The 503-nt window shown below is 49.1% G+C and carries 2 protein-coding genes; both read right to left on the bottom strand.

What is annotated here, in order from left to right; translation table 11 throughout:
* A partial coding sequence (locus ACJHX3_RS25095) for a hypothetical protein (protein ID WP_374694589.1) occupies nt 1-102 on the bottom strand: 102 nt, incomplete at its 3' end.
* 66 nt (nt 103-168) lie between these two features.
* On the bottom strand, nt 169-503 hold a 335-nt coding region (locus ACJHX3_RS25090; RefSeq protein ID WP_125133859.1), incomplete at its 5' end, for a type VI secretion protein VgrG.

Genomic DNA, 503 nt, shown 5'->3' with positions numbered 1-503 from the left:
CACGCCGGTGGGCGCGCCAATTCTTACACCTGCCGAACCCTGGACAATGGGACCGCCATACTGAGTCATATCTCCCTGACGCGCCGCTGGTTTTCCGCTCATGATTCAATTCCTTCTTCTGTTTATTTTTAATGCTTGTTTGTTACTGAATACCGAACAGGTACGGGATCAGTACTCTCTCATATCCGGCGTATCCTGCTTTTCATCAGGGGTCTTCGGTGGGGATTTCGAGGCTGCACAGTTCCAGTTAATCAACAGTGAGTCACCATTAACCTGCTCCTTACCCTGCAAATGAATTTTTGTGCCGTTGAGAAAAATTTGTCCGTCCTTAGTCAGCACCAGCCTTGCCTTACCACAGCAGAGTTCCAGATGCTCACCGGCGGAGTAAATCGCGGTCTGCCCGGTATCATCCTTTTTCGTTTTACCAACGGTGAAGGTAACGTTATTTCCGACTTTGACGTCATAACCCAGCCCGACCATCAACGATTTATGCAAACCGATCT

It is taken from the genome of Escherichia sp. WS1265 (genome assembly GCF_046487585.1).
GTDB classification, from domain to species: domain Bacteria; phylum Pseudomonadota; class Gammaproteobacteria; order Enterobacterales; family Enterobacteriaceae; genus Escherichia; species Escherichia coli.
The sequence above is the reverse complement of the archived record's forward strand: the minus strand, read 5'-3'. Positions and strand labels throughout refer to the sequence as shown.